The sequence below is a fragment of the Bordetella genomosp. 10 genome (genome assembly GCF_002261225.1).
Classification (GTDB): domain Bacteria; phylum Pseudomonadota; class Gammaproteobacteria; order Burkholderiales; family Burkholderiaceae_B; genus Bordetella_C.
The window spans coordinates 528,305-546,691 of the sequence record NZ_NEVM01000005.1 but is presented as its reverse complement, the minus strand read 5'-3'; the positions used below and the strand labels follow the sequence as shown (position 1 = coordinate 546,691).

The 18,387-nt window shown below is 56.2% G+C and carries 14 protein-coding genes; 11 read left to right on the top strand and 3 right to left on the bottom strand.

Annotated features, from left to right (window positions below; all coding sequences use genetic code 11):
• Positions 1 to 71: 71 nt before the first annotated feature.
• Positions 72 to 380, bottom strand: coding sequence for a helix-turn-helix domain-containing protein (locus tag CAL29_RS18735; RefSeq protein ID WP_256977572.1), 309 nt, complete (start codon positions 378 to 380; stop codon positions 72 to 74).
• Between the two features lie 278 nt (positions 381 to 658).
• On the opposite strand from CAL29_RS18735, the gene CAL29_RS18730 reads away from it, so the two are divergent.
• From CAL29_RS18730 to CAL29_RS18720, 3 genes are all read left to right on the top strand, one after another.
• Positions 659 to 1,306 (top strand): alpha/beta hydrolase, encoded by a 648-nt coding sequence (locus CAL29_RS18730; RefSeq protein WP_094854567.1) that lies wholly within the window; start codon positions 659 to 661, stop codon positions 1,304 to 1,306.
• On the top strand, positions 1,303 to 2,517 hold the full coding sequence (locus tag CAL29_RS18725; RefSeq protein ID WP_094854566.1) for an XRE family transcriptional regulator: 1,215 nt from the start codon (positions 1,303 to 1,305) through the stop codon (positions 2,515 to 2,517). Before CAL29_RS18730 ends, CAL29_RS18725 begins: the two co-directional genes overlap by 4 nt.
• Positions 2,518 to 3,015: 498 nt before the next feature.
• The gene (locus CAL29_RS18720; RefSeq protein ID WP_094854565.1) at positions 3,016 to 4,134 is read left to right on the top strand and encodes a hypothetical protein; all 1,119 of its coding nucleotides are present in this window, start codon (positions 3,016 to 3,018) and stop codon (positions 4,132 to 4,134) included.
• Positions 4,135 to 4,576: 442 nt separating this feature from the next.
• Here CAL29_RS18720 and CAL29_RS18715 read toward each other — a convergent pair whose 3' ends face one another.
• On the bottom strand, positions 4,577 to 6,004 hold the full coding sequence (locus CAL29_RS18715; RefSeq protein ID WP_094854564.1) for a tyrosine-type recombinase/integrase: 1,428 nt from the start codon (positions 6,002 to 6,004) through the stop codon (positions 4,577 to 4,579).
• Positions 6,005 to 6,242: 238 nt separating this feature from the next.
• Here CAL29_RS18715 and CAL29_RS18710 point away from each other — a divergent pair, with 238 nt between their 5' ends.
• The 6 genes from CAL29_RS18710 to CAL29_RS18685 all read left to right on the top strand — a co-directional run bounded on the left by CAL29_RS18710 (position 6,243) and on the right by CAL29_RS18685 (position 15,088).
• Entirely contained in the window at positions 6,243 to 6,683 is a 441-nt protein-coding gene (locus CAL29_RS18710) for a hypothetical protein (protein ID WP_143277701.1), read from the top strand.
• Positions 6,676 to 7,044 carry a hypothetical protein gene (locus tag CAL29_RS31340; protein ID WP_143277700.1) on the top strand — a complete coding sequence of 123 codons (369 nt, stop codon included), beginning with the start codon at positions 6,676 to 6,678 and terminating at the stop codon, positions 7,042 to 7,044. Before CAL29_RS18710 ends, CAL29_RS31340 begins: the two co-directional genes overlap by 8 nt.
• A gap of 81 nt (positions 7,045 to 7,125) precedes the next feature.
• A complete protein-coding gene (locus CAL29_RS18705; protein ID WP_094854562.1) occupies positions 7,126 to 8,049 on the top strand; it encodes a hypothetical protein in 924 nt (307 codons plus the stop codon).
• Positions 8,050 to 8,292: 243 nt separating this feature from the next.
• On the top strand, positions 8,293 to 13,170 hold the full coding sequence (locus CAL29_RS31870; RefSeq protein WP_218831878.1) for an AAA domain-containing protein: 4,878 nt from the start codon (positions 8,293 to 8,295) through the stop codon (positions 13,168 to 13,170).
• Entirely contained in the window at positions 13,167 to 14,684 is a 1,518-nt protein-coding gene (locus CAL29_RS18690; protein ID WP_094854560.1) for a hypothetical protein, read from the top strand. Before CAL29_RS31870 ends, CAL29_RS18690 begins: the two co-directional genes overlap by 4 nt.
• Before the next feature lie 179 nt (positions 14,685 to 14,863).
• Positions 14,864 to 15,088, top strand: coding sequence for a hypothetical protein (locus CAL29_RS18685; RefSeq protein ID WP_143277698.1), 225 nt, complete (start codon positions 14,864 to 14,866; stop codon positions 15,086 to 15,088).
• A 415-nt stretch (positions 15,089 to 15,503) separates the two neighbouring features.
• Here CAL29_RS18685 and CAL29_RS18680 read toward each other — a convergent pair whose 3' ends face one another.
• Positions 15,504 to 16,946, bottom strand: a complete 1,443-nt coding sequence (locus CAL29_RS18680) for a tyrosine-type recombinase/integrase (protein ID WP_094854558.1) — start codon at positions 16,944 to 16,946, stop codon at positions 15,504 to 15,506.
• Between the two features lie 198 nt (positions 16,947 to 17,144).
• Here CAL29_RS18680 and CAL29_RS18675 point away from each other — a divergent pair, with 198 nt between their 5' ends.
• Both CAL29_RS18675 and CAL29_RS18670 read left to right on the top strand, forming a co-directional pair.
• Complete coding sequence (locus CAL29_RS18675; RefSeq protein WP_094854557.1) at positions 17,145 to 17,753, top strand: hypothetical protein; 609 nt, start codon at positions 17,145 to 17,147, stop codon at positions 17,751 to 17,753.
• The gene (locus CAL29_RS18670) at positions 17,743 to 18,387 is read left to right on the top strand and encodes a hypothetical protein (RefSeq protein WP_094854556.1); all 645 of its coding nucleotides are present in this window, start codon (positions 17,743 to 17,745) and stop codon (positions 18,385 to 18,387) included. The genes CAL29_RS18675 and CAL29_RS18670 overlap by 11 nt, the downstream gene beginning before the upstream one ends.

The following is an 18,387-nucleotide window of genomic DNA, read 5'->3' as shown; positions in this document are numbered from 1 at the left end:
GGGGTAGCCGGTGCTTGATCCATCCGTGTCGATGGGCTCGGCCATGTCATAGGATTCCCTGACGGGATTGCTCAGGCTCCAGACCTATCCGACTTCTCTTGCAACTGGCTACGTCGCTCGGTCAGGAGATCTTCAAGCGTTGGCCGGCGTACTGCCGGTTTGAAGTCAAGTTCCAGGTCTAGCGCTTCCAGCAGCTTGAGCAACTTGCTCAGAGAAAAATCAGCTGCAGATCCAGTCTCGAAGCGGGAGATTGCCTCCTGCCGCATGCCGGTAATGGCGGCCAGCTGCCCTTGCGTTTTATGTGTCTCCTTACGCATGGCTTTGAAGCGCGTCCCGACGTCTGGCAATGTTCTCATCGAGGAATATGCGTCTGAATGCATAAATTATCCTGGCAATCTAGCGGTGTGACAGTCAACTCTATGGCGGGAGGTCGCTTCAAAATATGCGCTTTATCGCATATTTTTGTCAATAACGGGGAATTTATGCAGCTCAGAGCATATTTATATGATGTCTGGGTACCTGTTCAACATTTTGCGAGATGCATGAAGGGCTTCGGTGAGGAAGCAATTGAGCCGCAACTTGGTAGGGTGACTATGGTTCTAAGCGAAATAAATTTGATATAGAATCCCGATAAGCGAAATCCGACTTTGAGGCACCTATGACTCAGCCACTGAAAGACTCAATCCCTGAACTGCTAGTGCGTAACATCCCTCGCGGGTTGGTCATGGGTGTTGAGGAAGCCCTGGAAGCCGGTGCACAGCGCGCCTACGCTGCCTCCAAAGGCATGGATGAGGGGCATCTTCCTCATATAGTGGGGCACGGGCGGCACTTTCACATGAATGAAGCCTTTCATCGTGTCTTGGCGACGGAAGAAGCTTCGCCGACCCCGATCCGCGGCAATGGCATCGTCACCGGCCGCTGCGGAATCTTTACCCTGGCTCGGTTCAATATCCCGGATGGTTTCTGGGTCAATGGCCGGCGTAGCCACACGCGCCGTCAGATGTCGCTTGCGAACCAAGCCATCGAGCCGTTGGTGCAGCCGGAGTTGTTTGGTCGGTACATGCCTCCAGCCGAAGCTGTGGCGTTCTTTGTGGCGTGTTTTTCCGGGTCGTTGCATATCCAGCCCGAGTCGCCCATGTCGATCCAGATCGCCGTTCCCAATCGGGACATGCGTAGCTGGCTCTTCAAAGAGCCGCTTAATGAATTCTTGCAACGCTACGAGCAGAAGCCGGCGGCGCAAGACGATCTGGCCAAGCCCAAACTCAAGAAAATCAAGAAGCAGGGCAACGATGGTGGAGCACCATGAGCCGCGGTGGTATCCAGGGCTTTGAGCGCGAACGCCTGAGTCAAGTTCTTTCCGCTCGGCGCTTGAGCCAAGCACAGTTAGCCTCACTAGTTGGTGTGTCTCCCGCCACGGTCAGCAAATGGCGGTCAGGTAGTCAGGCGCCAGAGCGTGATGCTCTTGAGCGCCTGGCGAGCGTGGTTAATGTGACGCCGGAGTGGTTTACGCGGTCGCCTTCGGCCAAGGTGTCGTTGCCGCTCTTTCGCAGCAATGCGTCAGCGCATGTCGCTGCGCGTGCGATGTTAGAGGCCCGCTTGGAATGGGCCCAAGACGTTTCGCTTGCCCTGTCGGAGTTCGTGGACTATCCAGCGTTGAATTTGCCGACGAGGGCATTCACGGAGCCCGACGAGATCACGCCGGATGAGATCGAGCTCGCTGCGAGCGAATGCCGCGATCTCTGGCGCATCGGTCGTACCGCAGTACCAGATCTTGCGTTAGCGATTGAAGGTGCCGGGGTGATCCTCATTCGCGAGGAGACCGGCATTTCCCAAATCGAAGGGCTATCGGCATGGAGTGAAGCACTTGGGCGTCCGCTCGTGCTGTTGTCCGCTGACAAGGACAATGGCTATAGAAGCCGCTTTGACCTAGCCCATGAGCTCGGCCATCTGATTTTGCATCGACATATTCCACGACCGACAGAGCGCGATCGTCACAAACAGTTGGAGCAGCAAGCACATCGCTTTGCGGGCGCGTTTCTATTGCCCGCCGAAACGTTTGCGAATGAAGTGCGTACGCCTGTCACCTTGGACGACCTCCTCTTGTTAAAGCGCCGCTGGGGTGTCTCTGTTGCTGCGATCGTGATGCGTTTGCGTGCACTGAAGATTTTGGATGAAGAGGCTGCTCAGTTGCTTTTCAAACGGCGGTCTGCACGTTGGGGGGCTAAGTCGGAGCCAGGCGACGACGATCGGGTACCAGAGAAACCACGTTTGCTACGTCGAACAATTGATCTTCTTGTCGAGGAAAATGTCATGCCACTCGACTCGATTCCTAGGCATCTTGGCTTGGCTGTGCATGATATTGAAATGCTGACTGGCTTGCCTGAAGGGTACTTCCAGGGCAAGCCTAAGGTTCTCCAACTCGCTCGCTTGCGATCGGTGCCCACTAGTTCAAATCAACCAGTGGCCGCAGCAGAGAGCAGCACTGTCTTGCCATTTAGATTTTCACCAAAGCGGTGATTAGGAAGGCCATGGGGGCGGAGGACCAGTAGATCGTTGAAGCTCCTCCCCAGTGGCGTTAGCAATGATCTTGGAGCACCGTCCCATCTGCGGCAGATCCACGGGCTTCGCGCTCAGTAGCGACTCCAACCGCCCCTTGAGCAATATCAGTAGGAGCCCCTTCGAGTAGGTTCGGCTTGAAGGATGGGTGTAGCGTTGGTCAAATTCAGGGTTTAGCACACCGGCATGATTGGCGGTACGAGTTGCGTGCAGTTCTATAACGGTAGGTTAGCTGGTGTTTGGGTCCATCTGAGCGGTGAATTTGGCGGCGTTAGAGCGTGTTCTGAACTTTGAGCGCCGCAATAGCAGTGAGGCTAGAGTGCGGTGATGCCCCGCAAGGCGATGCCGCGTTCGGCGCTGGTTTGGAAGGAGGAGCAACAGACGTGCAAGCTGGGCTCTCAAACGGCACGCCAACGATGGGCTTGGCCGGCCTGCTTTTGAAGGATAGGCGGTGACGCGATGAAGCTAAACAAGGCATGGTGGGAGCATCTGGCGCCGAAGTCGATGATTGGACGGCGGCGCGAGGTTGAGCAACTGCTTGAAGACTTCGTGCGGTCCTCCGACTACGGGCGGGAATGGGCGCGGGTGGCTGAGAATCCCCACGGCGTGTTTAGGCTCAAGCCAGGCCAAGTGATACCCGTGGTGCGCATGATTTTCATGGGCGACCGTCCGGGGTTCATCTCTCCGTTCCGGAAGCTCATGGATGGGCACAGAACGGTGGACCGCAAGCCAGAGTACGGTCTCGGCGTCCTGGGCGAAGGCGAGTTAGCTATCCAGCCTACGATTTCGGTGGAAGTCGTTACTGACCCCGCGTACTTGGCTACGGCCATGCGTGGAGCTACGCAGATTGACGAAAGCACCATCAGGAGCCCTAGCCTTGTATTTTCGGTGCCCGCGCACTTCCTGCTATCGCCCAGGCACTACCCCGAACGCGCATACGTCCTCTACCAGCACATCTTCGGCGCTGGTGCGTCGTACCCCGACGACGGGTCCTTTTATGTGGGTGTGTCCACCCGTAGCTGGCAAAAGCGCTGGTCCGAGCACCGTCGCGCGATTGAGACGGGCAGTCCATTGCTTTTCCATCGCCGATTTCGAGAAGAGCAAGAGGATAGGCGTCTCACGTACGTGCACCACAAGGTGATGGCTATCACCGACGATCTGGAGCAGCTCTACGAGGCGGAAGAGTTCCTGGTGGAAGGGCATTGGGATGACGAACGCCGGCTCAATATGGTGCCGGGCGGAAAGAGCGGCCTGCGCTACCTGCGCGAAAACGGATTGCTTTCGAAAGGCGTCGTTCCTCTGCCCGATGACCGCGACAAGATTCTGCACAAGTGGCTGAATGACCATCCCCGCTTGGGATTGCCGGCGCCATGGGTCGCCGAAAAGTGGAGGGACAACGACTGGGCGATAGCGCAGATTTGCGGGCGGGACGGGCGCTTATCCGTGGTCCAAGTCAAGGCAATACGCGAACTCGCCAAAAACCACACGCCCGAGGAAATTTACGTGCGCATCGGAGCGAAAGACGTGGACCAAGTAAAACGAGTCTTGGATGGAAAGACCTACGCACGAATAGCCTGATCTCCCAAGCGCTGTACCAAGCCACCACGGTTCGCGCTGGTAGCTTTTCCCATTCTTGAAAAATTCAAAAAATTCAGCCACCTATGGCGTTTTCTGAACTTTGAGAGCAGCAATAGCAGTGAGGCTAGAATGCGGTGATGCCCCGCAAGCCCTACCTACCACTATATCTATGTGGACGTAGTGGATGGCACAGCGACGCATCATGCCGACGGAAAAATCAAGACACTGGGCCCGCTAGACGCATAATGTGGCGTTGCAGCGCAAGGAACGATCTGGCTCCGGCCGATTGCTCAATCTTCCGCTCCTTCTCATTGTTTTTATCCACGTTCTTGCACTAACTCTGGCAATTGAGTAGGACCATATGGTTCAGGCCAAGAAGCCTGGTACTGGTGCATAGTGCGGTGCTTCGTTAACAGTTCGTTGAAATAGAGGGAGGAGATGATTAGGTGAAAGCAACTGATTGAGTTTGTTCTTTCGCCGAAAGACTTTCCATCGTTTCCTTCTGAAGAAGAATGGCTAGCTGCCGACCGGCAGCTAGCCATTCTTTTTGGTATTGTCCAAGCATGTCAGGAGGCTCGACAAGAAGAGGCGATGGCTCAGATGTCGGTCGCCAAGTGTCCGGATGACCGAGCATGCTCATTAGGTATTTTCCCAGTGTGTCGAAGGCCATCTTTCGCTCAAGCAAGCGTTGCTGCTTCTGATACGTGTAGATCAACGTATTTTTTTCCCCCAAATTTCCCATGCGGTGATTGAGGCATCGTTCAATAATGTCTTCGGGGACGCCGAGTTCACCCATCAACGTTGCGCCAGTGCGGCGCAGATCATGCATGGTCCATTTCCCTTTCGGTAAAGCAAGACTGCCGGCATCTCGAATGTTTCGGTCGCCTTGTTGCCTTGCCGTGATTTGATATGAAAAGGAGCTATATTTTGCGTGAAGAGCGCCCTTTCGGCCTGGCACGAGATACTTTGTTCTTCGAGCTGGGGAGTCACGAAGTTTGCAGAACCAGTAAAAGGCGAAGTCTGAAAGATGAATGATGTGCTCGCGTTTTGATTTGTTTCGCTCAGGTGCTAAACGCCATATTCGTTTTTGCCAGTCAATTTCGTGTTCCGTACAGGCAGCAACCTCACCCGCTCGGCATAGCGTGGAGAGTGAAATCCATATTCCTGCTTTGCACGTGTTTGTCATATAGATTGGCTTGACTAGGCTATCGCGCAGTAGCAAGATCTCAGGTGGGTATAGGACGCGGTCACGCACGACATCTCTGACTTCGATATCTTTCTTCTTCAACGTGCGGATTGGGTTCTTGGCAATCCAATCTCTGTCCTCGGCGTAGTTCAACATCTGCACCATATCAATGAGGACGCTACCCGCCTGAGCTGGAGCTCCATTGAGTCTGATGCGATCGAGAATACTGACGAGCTTAGAACGCGTGAGTGTCCTCAGGCTGTCATTGCCGATATGGGTGAGGATATGCTTTTTAAGGCGTAACCTACACACATGGACGCCGTGTGGCAGGCGCCGGCCTATGAGAGATTCCTTGATCCATTGTTCAACAGCCTGCACGACTGTTTTGGGAATTCTTTGTTGACTGGAGCGCGGATCTATCCCGTCTAAGAGCAATTGTCGGCATTTCCCCGCTTCATCACGTGCTGAGGCAAGTGAGCGTACTGGATAGGAGCCTAGAGACTTCTTATCTGGCTTGCCGGACAGGTTCATGTAGCGAAAAATCCACGTTCGAGGCCCAGCAGGTCGTTTTTGCGTGCCCGGACGAATTCGAAGGTAGAGGCCGTCACCATCGGTGAGAAAATACTCTTTTTCCCTGGGTTTGGAAGTAGTGATCTTACGATCTGTCAGTTGATGCCTAGCCATGGTTGATACCCTTCAATAAGGGTAATTTTTCTTTGGATTGGTTTAAGTAAAAATAAGCCTGTTCTTTTTCTAGGCTGCATGGGGTATAGGAATACACAACTTGGCTTATAGGTTTGAGAGGTAATGGAACTCCATGAGAGCAATGACATTAGTGTGTGCTTAAGTGGGTGTCACGTATCAGCATGTCCTTCGGTGGGCGTAGATCGCTGGTTAATAATTCGAGACTGATCTTTTTGGCATGACCGACAACAACAGACCGACAGATATTCTCGCTAAGGAGATCTCGATGCTCGAGCGTTCACGCGAGGTCACGATGGAAGAGGAGGGATGGTTGTCCGTCGCTGAATTGACCGAACTGATCGGCTTGAACTCAGCACACCCACATACGGAACTCGGCGAATGGATACGCGAGTGGCGAGTGTTCTTGATCAATCACAACGGCATCAACTATTTTCCGGCCTACGGTCTGAATCACGAGAGCGGGTGGCGGCCGCGAGAGGCTCTCAAGTCCATTTTGGAAATTATCGCCGATACTAAAGACGGATGGGGTCTGGCCTACTGGTTTCGGTCGAACAGCAGTTTTCTCGGTGGGCGGCGTCTGCAGGATGTGCTGGCGGCTGATCCTGAGTTAGTTATTGCTGCTGCTAGAGATGAAATGGAGGGTGTTCCGCATGGATAAGCGTTCCGGCTTCCCAGAGTTGAGCGCCATTCCAGCATCTGAAAACCGTGGAAGTCCGGTGACTTCGGGGTCTCATGGTGCAGCTCTCAAATCAAATTTTTACGACCTAGAGCGAGAATGCCTGCGCGAAGTGCCGACAACGGGCGTCGCACACTTCGTGGAAGAGCTATCGCAGCATTTCAAGGTGTCCTATACGCCCACTGCAATGGATGATTGGGCTCAGGTGGTCACATCACTCGCAGGTAATGAGGTGTTGTCAGGGCGCGTGCAGGATTTGCTGGTCGCACTCAAGAGGGCCGGCAAACTGTCCACAGGGGAGATGGCTACATTGTTGGTCAACTACCTACGCGAGCAGAGGTGATATGAAGGATGAAGCAAACTGAATCGGGACTCTTGAGCGTATGTAGCTTTCGGTAGGCCCTTATAAATCCAAGGAAGCATCATGGCAAAGCAGCTTTCACCTACGGGCGTCATGGCGCTTAAAGAAGCCCTATGCTCGGTCTATTGGTACAAGTCCGATCTACGTGGTTTTCTAAGCCTATGCTTGTCAAATCCTGCCATCCTACATAGTTTTAACTGGGAAAACTACAAACGTCAGATCGCCTCTGATGTTGTTGATTTCCTCGTTGCCAATCCAGAAAAGCACCTCGGCGATCTCACCAAAGTCTGCTACGAGCTGTGCAAACTGACAGACTTTTCTCACCTCAAGCCCCTTGATGATGGCCCTGCCAAGGTTGAAAAGGCGCGTAGTGCAGTCAATCAGTTGCGCCAGTTAGTTGAGCCTCATCAAGAGATAAAACGGGAACAAGATGAAATCAAAAAGCGACAGGAGAGCGCCGCACAAAAACTTCGTCAAAATGCAGCGGTTCGTCAGAAGCTTGAGGCCATTAAGAATAGGTACATGGCACTAATTAGCTCTAATGACCCGCAAGGTAGGGGGTTTGATCTTGAACGAGTCATGTACGAGCTCTTCGAGCTCTTCGATCTGGACCCCAAAGCCTCCTTCAAGAACTTAGGTGAACAGCTTGATGGTGCGTTCACTCTTGACGGCACCGAGTACTTGTTCGAGGCTAAATGGCATAAAGAGCTTGTTAACAAGGCATCCTTAGCCGCGTTTTCTGACAAAGTGCGCACAAAACTCGAGAATACGCTTGGAATTTTCCTCTCAATCAACGGATTTTCACAGGACGGAGTTGCAGCCCACCAGGCGGGCGGTGCGTCCATTCTTCTAATGGATGGAGGAGATCTAATGGCGGTATTTGAGGAGCGTATTGACTTCGTAAGCCTCATGCTGCGAAAGAAGCGGCATGCCGCACAAACGGGCAACATCTATTTTTCTTACTACCAAATGGTTTCTGGCGCCTAACTCTACAGTCAAATGGTCCCAACTTGCCGTGGTGTTAGTTCAGGGGCCAGAAACCATCGTCTGGATGCCCCCTTTCCCTATGTTTACAGGAGTGGGTCGACCTAGGCCTGTCTGGGGGGGCAGGCTATAGTGTCTGTAACGATTCGCTAACAGATCTGATCCGGCGCAACATGTTTGCGCGGACAGTCGGCAGCGAAAACACGTCGGAATTAACCCGCGGAGCGCGACCCAGGTTGCAATAGAATGAAGATCGACATTATCAGCAGTGACGGCATTCATGCCTCGGAAAAGGAGGCGCTGGAACGGATGCGCCAAGCGTTTAATGCATCCGATTTCAGCTTGACGTGGCAGGGCTATGCCGGTTTCATGATGATGGATACTACGTATCGAGATCGTGAGATCGATCTGGTGCTGCTGACTCATGATCGACTGCTTCTAGTCGAGCTAAAAAAGTGGCGCGGCAAGATTGAGCCCATGCAGGATCACTGGCTGCGCGACGGCGACGACATGGGGCGTTCGCCCGTCAAGGTACTTGCAGACAAGTGGAAGATCCTTTCGTCCAAGATCCGAAATCGCCTCGCTGAGCCGGCCAAGTCGGTGTACATCGATTACCGTGTAGTGATGTGTGGAACCGCGGACTTTTCCGCGATTCCGGATGACGAAAAAGCCTTCGTCTTAACATTGGATCAATTTTTGAAGATTGCCAAGCAGGGCGGCTATCGGAAGGAATTCGACCCCCCACGCGCTGGCAAACCCGATCAGTACTTGCAGACTTTCACGCAGTTCTTCCGCGGCCGGGACTTTAAACCGGCTGGTTTCTCATTTGGTAATTTCCAGATCGTTGGAGAGGCAACCTTTTCACATCCGCAGGGCCTGTACAAGGAGTACAAGTCGGTCAAGAAGGACGACCAGCGGCACGAAGCTTTGCTGCGGCGCTGGGACTTCTCCACACTCACCGGAATTGCGGACACCCTTGACGAGCGGGCGCACATCGCGCTGCGCGAGCATAAGGTGCTAGGTTTCATTCACGAACAGTGTGAACAATTGGATGGCGTGGTGCTTCAGCCACTGTCCCATCCCACTCGGGATGACATTGATGCAGATTTCTGCGAGCTCTACCGCTTGCCCTCGCGCCAGCTGCGGCTCAACGAGTTCGTGCACCGTCACGGGCAGGATCTATCGTTCGCAGATCGTCTAGCCCTAGTTAAGGTTCTATTGTCGCACTTCGCGGAACTGCACGATGCTGGCGTGGCCCATCGAGATGTCAGTGATCACAGCATCTGGCTCGAACGACCGTCGAAGGTGTCCATCTCGGGATTTCTGGCCGCATATTTTCCAGAGGCCGGTACGGTGGGGTCGCTGCGAGACAGTCTACGTGCCGGTAGGGCGGTGCTACCCGAGGACTCCGAACTGGGTGAAGGTGAGCCTAGCGACGCATTCCAGGGCGATGTCTACTTGCTCGGCGCTGCCGCGCATCATGTGCTGTTTCTCCGTATGCCGGGTCAACAGGAAGGCCTGTTTCAATGGGAGCTGCCGGAGGGTGTGGAATGCGATCATGGCCTGGCTACCTGGGTCGCCAAGGCCTTGGACTGGGTTCCCTCGGCGCGTTTCCCGAACGCCCGGGTCATGCTGGACGCGTTGAACGAGCTGCCTGTAGGCCGACCCTCTCGGGCCGAGATGGATCTGCGTGACTTTGAGCCCTACCGCAGCGACGTTATGCCAATGGTGGTTTATCCGATCGAGGAGAACATCAAGCAAGGCCATAGTCACCTCTACCGTTCGACTATGGGGGGCCGCTCGGTATCGGTCAAGATCTGGTATGGACGCCAACCCGATCCGAAGCGTCCCGAAGAAACCCATGCGCTGAAAATGTTTCTCGACAAAGCGCGCATGGTACAGGCCCAGCCTTGCTCATCACTGGCACCGGTGGTGGATTTTGGGATTTCTGACGCTGGTACCTTTCTGGTTCAGCAGTGGGTGGAGGGGCAGGGTCTGCTGGAAGCCGGTGCGGTCGGGAACACTACGACCGAGATTCTCGCCTTGTGCCAAAAATTGGTGAAGGCCACGCTGCATCTACATGGACTGGATCTGCAGCATGGTGACTTGCATCCTGAAAATGTGCTGGTAGAACGAGGCGAGGTGCGCTTTATCGATGCCATCGATATGGTGCAAGGAGGTGGCCCTCACAACCCAGCTTATGCACCGGCAGACCATGAATCGGTGTCGCTCGAACAGCGCGACTGTTATGCCGTGGCGAAGATGTGCGCAGAACTGCTGGATCGCGTTTCGAGCTGGGAGGGGACTGATGTGAGCCCCTTGCGTGAGGAGATTCAGCGCTGCTTGAATCGGGAACTGCGCGTCTATGCGCTTGATCGCATCCATGACGTGCTTGCACGATTGCTGCATCCGCCATTGCCCGATACCGGACCACAATTGGCTGTAAAGATGCGCCAACTTACTTCGGGCACGGTACTGGCGGGAGACAACGGTCTATTCCACGTTGGGGTGGCGATTGAGCGAGTGCGTAATGACCGGCAACAGCCTCAGGTGGAAGTATCGCTGTCTGGAGTGCGTCGGCGCTTGCTGATTCTGCTTAAGCCCACGACGCTCGACTTTGCGTCGCTGCGTGTACACGACATGCAACACAGTCAATTCGTGCGCATGGCTACCAAGTCAATCGCAACGCTGAAGGCGGAAATCCAATTTGAACCTGCGCCGGCCGACGATGCTAGTGATCTATTGGCGGTACTGAATGAGGTTCCTGAAATTCGCCAAGCAATCGACGCCATTCGGGCTCAGATTCTTGGCCTTGATACGGCCGAGGAAGAGCCGGACGCCTACGAAGAAGAGTTGGCGGGTGTGCCGCGCTCTGCGCCTCGGACCGAGGCGCTCTGGCGAGCCATTCTAGATGCCGAGGAAGCTACGCTCCCAGAAGTGGAGATTGCTGCACCGGTGGTACGCGAGATGGGGCGCCGTGACAAATTGCGCATTCCGTATCGTAAGGACGGCGAGGCACTCGACTATGAATCGGATGCGAAAGTCGAGGCTCTACAGGACATCAATGGCGAATTGGTGAAGATAGGTGACGTCGACATGCGGGAGACCACCCAGGCAATCTTGGTGATCGACAACCCACGTATTCGAATGCAGACGGGGGAAGGGGACTGTATCAAACTGCGCAGCCAGCAGGATCTGTCTTCGTTTCGTCGTCGGCATTTTGCCGTCAGCCGGATCTTGGGACGGGAATCGGTTTTGCCAAACCTGATCGAATACTTTGATCCGGCGCTATGTCCTTCACCTCAAGTTCTGCAGTTCGCACCTACCGATGCAGAGTTGGATGCGTACAACCGTTTTAACGAGGCGGGGGAGTTGGTGTTCTCGCTTAACCGGCAGCAGCGTGACGCTTTTGCCAGGTTGTGGTCGCAGGGGCCGCTAAGCTTGCTGCAGGGTCCCCCTGGGACGGGTAAAACGTCTTTCATCGCATCTTTTATCCACTACGCAATGTCTCATGGAGCGCAAAGCATTCTGTTGGCGAGCCAGTCCCACGAGGCGGTCAACAATGCTGCCGAGAAGGTTATTGAACTGTGCCAGCGAACGGATCTGCCGCTGGACGTGGTGCGTTTTGGGGCGGAGGGAATGGTGTCCGAACAATTGCGGCCGTATCACTCGGCTTCGATTCTGCAGGCCTACCGCGATTTGTTTCGGTCCGAGATGCGTCAGCGAGTCGCGGCGCTTAGTCGTAACCTTGGTTTACCCAGTGCCTTTGTAGAGGCATGGTTCGATATCGATTTCTACCTCGGACGTCTATTAAGGGACATTGAGCGGCTTGCGCGCAAACGCGCGGAAGCCAATGTGGCAGGGGAGGATCGGGCGTCTATGGGGGCGCGTGTCGAGCAACGCACCGATCGTCTGCGTACATTGGCGAGGGAAAAATTCGGCGTGCAGGATGTGACTGATCCTGCGAAGACAATTGCACAACTGCGACGCGCCGCTATGGAGAACTATGGTGTTACCTCAGCGGATGCGGCGGCCAGACTTGACCAAGTCATGGCGATGGCACAGGAGTGGGTAGACCGGTTAGGGACGTTGCGCGGTAATTTTGAAGAGTTTCTCGCCAAAACTCGTTCCCTGGTGTGCGGTACCTGCGTAGGCCTGGGACGTTCCCAGTTCGGCGTATCAAAGAACCGCTATGACTGGGTGATCGTCGACGAGGCAGCTCGAGCTACGCCTGGTGAACTGGCTGTCGCAATCCAGTCAGGACGTCGCGTGTTGCTGGTTGGAGATCACCGCCAGTTACCACCGCTCTACACCGAACCGCTGGTGCGGCGGATCGCTGCGGATCTGCAGTGGCCGGACCGCTCGGTACTGACACGTAGCGACTTCGAACGTGCTTTCGAATCCGACTATGGTCGTCAAGTCGGCGCTACCCTGCAGACGCAGTACCGTATGGCACCTCCAATCGGTAAGTTGGTGTCTGCCTGCTTCTACCCGACGCCGTTGGAGCCTGGCCGTGGTGACCCACCGTCTTGGTTCGACCAACTCCCCGAGCGTATTCGTGCAGTCGTGACTTGGGTCGATACGTCTGATGCCGGACGTGAATCCTACGACCGACCCAAAACCCCCGGATTCGACAACCTCTATGAAGCACATGAGATCCTGGGTTTATTGCGCTCGATCTGCCTTGGGGGATCCTTCATCCAGTCACTGATAGACAACTGTGCCGAGGACGAGAAGCCAATCGGGGTCATTTGCATGTACGCGGCGCAGGAGCGTCTGCTTCAAAGGCTCCTCAGCGAGCAGGATTGGGCCACGGGCTACCGGCGGCTAATCAAGATCGACACTGTCGACAGCTACCAGGGTAAGGAGAACCGGATCATTATCGTGTCCACTACACGTAATAACGGCCGTTTTGAGCAGGGGTTCTTGAGTAGCAACGAGCGGGTGAATGTGGCAATTTCGCGTGCCATGGAGCGCCTAGTGATTGTGGGGGCCGCTCGTATGTGGCGCGAACGTCACCAGCGGTCACCGATGGGACGGGTGCTTGCACACATTGAGTCGCACCGAGACGATAAGGCGTTTGCGATAGTTCAGGCTTCTGCAATGGGAGGGGCGGCGATATGATCACGCTCGAAGAACAGCAGTTGCGCGAGCATCTCGCAGTTGACGAGATTACATTCGCCATTCCCGCACAGAGCTTCGCGATCTCATGTGCCATTAGCGCCGAAGAAGCACTACCCGTGGTCACGGAGTTTGCTTTGCGCATCGCATACGTCTGCGGTACGCTCAGCCCCACGCAGATTCAGGATTTCTTTGGCTTCTCGAAAAAAGAAACCGATGCCGTTCTCAAGTCCCTGTTGGACGAGCGGCTGCTGCAGTGGAATGACGACCACCTGGAACTTACAACCTACGCGTTGGCACGCTTCCAGGACAGTTCGGACAATCTGCCTCGCTTTTTCAAGATACAGGACTGGAGCGCCGAAGTCGTATTCGATTTGATCAGCTTTAGCCCGGCAGAGCGACCGAGTCGCTTGAAGCGGGTACGCTCCCAGATCGAACTGGCTACGCGAAACTTAGACAAGCAGTCACGTACCCGGCAGTATGCGGAGCAGTCCTTCCAGCAGAATTTCCGCCAGATCTGCACTAAGGAAAAGGCCGAGATCTACAAGATCAGCGCCATTGACGCTGGCGAGCGCTTCAGCATACCGCTGTCATGCACGTTCCACCTCGATCTGGGCGGGCAGACGACTATCCGCCGTGACATTGACGACAAGAGTTTCGGTAGCCGACTAGAAATTTCCGAGGCGATCACTGACGCGTTGGCTAGCCAGGAGCGGGGCAACAACGAACGGCTGAGGGATTTCATTCAGACATTCGGTGATACGTCGCTGCAGCGCTACGTCACTGGAGATGCATTCGATCTGCGTCGCTATGTCGAGGAGGTGCATTTGACTCGGCTCGTGCATCCTGACGACGACCGCATTACGCCAATGCTAGGTGCGCTATATCTCCCGCGCAATGCAGCCGTACTGTTGGAGCGCATCCAGATTGAAACGGCACAGACGAGCACTAGGCATGAGTCTAAACCTCTCTCTGACGAAGAAGCTGAAACCGACGCCCAGCAGGTTGCCGAGACAATGGATTCCCTACAGTGGGGAGCGCTGTGGTGGGCGCCGCATTCGCCGCTGTGGGCGCGCACGCGCGGTGCGCGTGACTTAGCACAGAAGATCGACCGAGTGCTGACCCCCCAAGGCAGCGAGCGCACTTCGATGGGGTTACATGTCGTTGTGCCGACGGCACGCCGTCCGCCCCGAGAGCGCTTAGCCGTTTATCAGGATCAATTCAGTCGTCTGTTGGCGACTGATGTGGTGTTGATGGATGGAAGCCTGGAGCTGTTGATCGTGCCGGATATCCTGGTGTGTGTCATGTTCCATTTCAATCTGGCCCATAATGCGACGGCCGTGCCGATCGGCTTTTTGTCATCATCCCCCGAGCACATCGCATCTGCTGGAGCGCTGGTTTCGGCGCGAATGCGTGCCCGTCCGGGTAGTGTTGTCCCTGCACGTGAGGACAGCGGTACGGAGCTACTTGAGAGTTTGGAGCAATTGGTGGAACGCTTGACGCCGCAGCAAACATGACGGGGGTAACCCTATAAGAGAGGCTACCCTGTGCCAATGTGGTCATGATCACGATCTACACATGGCCAACATGCCTTCGTTTTGTCTGATTTTGTGGGTTGTACGTAGTTCTACGTCTATCGCCAACGAATTGATCCGCAGGAAGATCTCGGCTTGGCTTCATGGACGAGGAGAATGCGATGGACGAACTGCGGGTGGCGTTGCTGCGTAACTGGGCGAACCAGGGATTCGATTTCCCGGTTTACGGCGTGCTGGATGCCGACGAGCTAGAGCAGGAAGGCAAGACAACGCTGGCCATCGATGGCGGGCGTTGGTGCGTGGTGGTGCCCGATGACGTGCGAGTTGTGCCCAGCGTACCTGTACGCGAGGCAGTGACGGAGGGCTGGCTGGACGAGGGCTATTGAAGACGATGCGCCGCGGGGTGCGGTTCAACAACCGCACACCCAATTCGCTCTCGCTTAGCATGACGGCGCCCTACGGCTGTAATGACTTCGCGCAATGTGCCATTTTTTGTCCCATAACGCGATCTAATTGCAGAAAACGAGCGTTCCTGCAGATGACCAACTGATCCACGCCCGCTGGGTCGTAGACATTTCTCCGTATTGCCCGGACTAGGCTGACCATGCTTTCCCTTCCAATCCTCAGCTTCATCCATGCTCGAGGGGCGGTACGCAAGACAGGGGTGGCAGGCTGACTGGACGGAGGGCCATTGAAGGCGGCATGTCTTGGAGGACAGTCTCTAGAAGGTGCTGGGTATGAGTACGCTAACAGCCTGGGAACACTTCGATGACAAGGTGGGGGGCGGATCGAAATTTCCTGTTATTGCAGTGATACCACAGCGGGTCTAGCCTGGCTCTGCGGTGACAACGTTTCCATCGTCTCCTTCTGGAGGAGGGGAAGAAGCTGAGCCAATTGTTGACTGGCCAGCATCCATTCTTTTTGGTACTGCCCGACCATGTCAGGAAGTTCAGCCCGAACGGTGCAGTTCTCGGACGTCGGACGCCAAGTATCTGGATGCCCCAGGAGATTCATGAGGTACTTCCCCAGTGTGTCGAAGGCCATCTTTCGTTCGAACAGGCGCTGCTGTTTCTGGTAGGTGTAGATGAGGGTATTTTTCTCGTCCCGATTCGATTTTCGGTGATTGAGGCATCGCTCGATGATGTCTTCCGGGACGCCGAGCTCGCCCATCAGCGTGGCACCAGTACGGCGTAGGTCATGCATGGTCCACTTGCCCTTAGGCAGGAGGAGGCTGTCCGCGTCTCGAATGTCGCCATCATCCTTCTGCCTTGCTGTGATCTGATGCGAGAAAGAACCGTACTTCGCATGAGGAGCGCCCTTTAGACCCGGCACTAGATACTCCGTTTGCCGAACAGGTGAATCGCGAAGCTTGCAGAACCAGTAGAAGGCGAAGTCTGAGAGATGGATGAGGTGCTCGCGCTTTGATTTCGTACGCTCGGGTGCCAAACGCCATGTCCGTGTTTCCCAATCGATCTCGTCCTCCGTGCAGCCAGCAATCTCACCAGCACGGCAGAGCGTGGACAGCCCAATCCATATCCCCGCCTTGCAGGCATTGGTCATATAGATCGGTTGGACCAGTCGATCGCGAAGTATCAGGATTTCTGGAGGGTGCAAGACCCGCTCGCGCACGACATCTTCGACTTCAATGTCTCTCTTTTTCAGGGTTCGGATTGGGTTCTTCACGACCCAATCACGGTCCTCGGCGTAGTTCAACATCTGGACCAAGTCGATGAGCACGCAACCCGCTTGTGCCGGCGTGCCGTTCAGTCTGATGCGATCCAGGAGGCCGATTAGCTTTGGACGGGTAAGGGTTCTAAGGCTGTCATTGCCGATATGGGCCAGGATGTGCTTATTGAGCCGCAACCTGCACACGTGGACGCCGTGCGGTAAGCGCCGGTTGACGAGCGATTCTTTGATCCATTGGTCGACGGCCTGTAGAACTGTTTTAGGAATCTTCTGCTCGGTAGAGCGCGGATCGATCTCGTCCAGTAATAGTCGTCGGCATTTCTCTGCTTCGTCGCGCGCGGCGGCCAGTGTGCGTTCTGGATAGGTGCCCAGAGACTTCTTGTCTGGTTTGCCTGACAGGTTGGTGTACCGGAAGATCCATGTTCGAAGACCGGTCGGCTGATTGTGAGTGCCCGGGCGCACTCGGAGATACAGTCCGTCGCCGTCGGCGAGGAAGTACTCCTTGTCGATGGGCTTCGCTGTAGCGATCTTGCGATCGGTCAGTTGGTATCGAGCCATGGGGTATTACCGCTTCTCAAAGGTCGTTTTTTGGCCGGTTCAGGGTACAAATTAGGGTACAAATTGGCGTGCGCTTTCCTGAATCCTCATGGGATGTTGTGGATAAATAAGTATTTGATCTTAAAGGGTTTTGTCGCTTTCATGGGATGCGGTGAGACTCCATGAAAACTCCAATTTTGGCGCTACCGCGAATACGCGATGGGATGGGGCAGGGTGCGCAATCCCGGCCGGCAGGATGAAGAAGCGGCCTTGCCACGCGCGCCGGCGGATTTTTCGCGGCAAAGCTTCTGGCGCTGGGTGCAGGAAAACGCCGGTTGGGATTTGTTGAACGGCCACAACAATCCGCTTGCCTACGCCTATGCGGTGCAGCAACGCCAGCGCTGGCAGGGGCGCGGCATGCCGGCTTATGCGGAAGTGCCATTGAGCCGGGCTTCCCGGCCCGCCGGCTTCGAGATCGTCTTGCGCCAGCCGGCCGAACTCCTGCCCGCGCTGGCCGGCGCGGGCGCCTCCCATGCGCAGGGACGCTATGCGTATAGCGGGCTTGCGCCGGGCGAGCACGTCACCGTGTCCAGCGCCGCGGAGACGTATTTCGTTCGCCCGCGGCCGCGCGAGGACGGGCGCGAGGAAATCGCCACCCTGTTCCGGCCGTATTGGCAGGCGCGCCTGGTGGCGGCGCGCGGCGCGGGATGGCCGGGCGCGTCGGCGGGGGAATTGGAGCGTGGATCGCCGGGCCAATTCCCGCGCCAATTGTCACGCCGATTTTCCGGCGAATTCCCAGGCCGATCGGGAGCTGGCGATGAACCGTGATCCACGGCGGCAGGGCGGTTTCGCCTTGCTGGAAGCCGGCCTGGTCATGGCCTTGCTGCTGTCGCTGTCCGCCGGCGTGGCGCTGTTGGGCGAATGGCATGGCCACGGCCTGCGGGCCGCGCATGCCAGCCGCTTGCAGGCCTTCCACGCGGCACATGGCGGCACGGGGCGTTCGTCTTCCATAGCCCCGGCTCATGTTGTCGAACAGCATGCGTCGCCGGCGGGTTTTTCCCTGCCCGGCGGCGCGGCCACGGCGGGCCTGCGGCGGGACTGGCGCATGGCGCGGGACGGCCTGCTCACCGCATATGCCGGCGCGCGCGCCGTCAGGCAGGGCACGGGGACCGGCGCGGGTCTATTGCGGCGGCATACGGCGCTCATCGGCGGCGCGGGCCACGCCGCCGGCGATCGCGAGGCGCAGGATCTCATCGCCGCTAACCGGGCGGCGTGGCGTCGAGCCGCCGAGCCCACCCGGCGCGCCGGACGCCGGGTCGCCGCGGCCTTGGCCCGCATCGATGCGGGATGGGGGCGGGCGGCGCCCGATTTCGACTGGTTGTCGCGATGGGCCGACCTGGTGCCGGAGGAGCGTCTCGGCGCGCGCGGCGCAGGGCGCCCGTGGACCGGACTCAAACGTTGA